The 519-nt window shown below is 59.2% G+C and carries 1 pseudogene; it reads left to right on the forward strand.

The annotated features are described in order from the left end of the window. A pseudogene (locus MHX64_RS11925) lies at positions 1–519 on the forward strand (IS21 family transposase); the annotation flags it as partial.

The following is a 519-nucleotide window of genomic DNA, read 5'->3' on the forward strand; positions in this document are numbered from 1 at the left end:
GGCTTGATGCCCACCACCACGCGTTCGCCTACTTCGGGGGCGTGCCTGAGGTTGTGGTGCCGGATAATGCCTCGACTGCGTCGAACGCGATCAGCGCGGCGGATCGAAACCGCAAGGTCAATGACACCTACGAGCAGTTTTTGGAGCATTACAACACCGCAGCACTGCCCACGAGGTCGAGACGGCCGAAAGACAAAGCGAATGTCGAAGCCGCAGTCAAGATCGTCACCCACAAGGTCATCCACGCACTCGATGGCCACCAGTGCGTCGACCTTGACGAACTCAACACACGCATTAGGCAGTTGGTTGACCAGATCAACCAGGCGGTACCGTTTCGTCACCAGCAGTCAAGCCGCAAAGACATTTTCGATGCGCATGAAAGACACCTGTTGACAGCACTTCCCGATACCCCGTGGCAGCGCACCGAGTGGAAACGCGCCAAGGTCGCCCCGGATTTCCACATCACCGTAGCTAGCGTGCGGTACTCCGTGCCGCACCAGCTCGTTGGCCGCACTGTCG

The sequence above is a fragment of the Corynebacterium sp. ACRPZ genome, from assembly GCF_022346205.1.
Classification (GTDB): Bacteria; Actinomycetota; Actinomycetes; order Mycobacteriales; family Mycobacteriaceae; genus Corynebacterium; species Corynebacterium lehmanniae.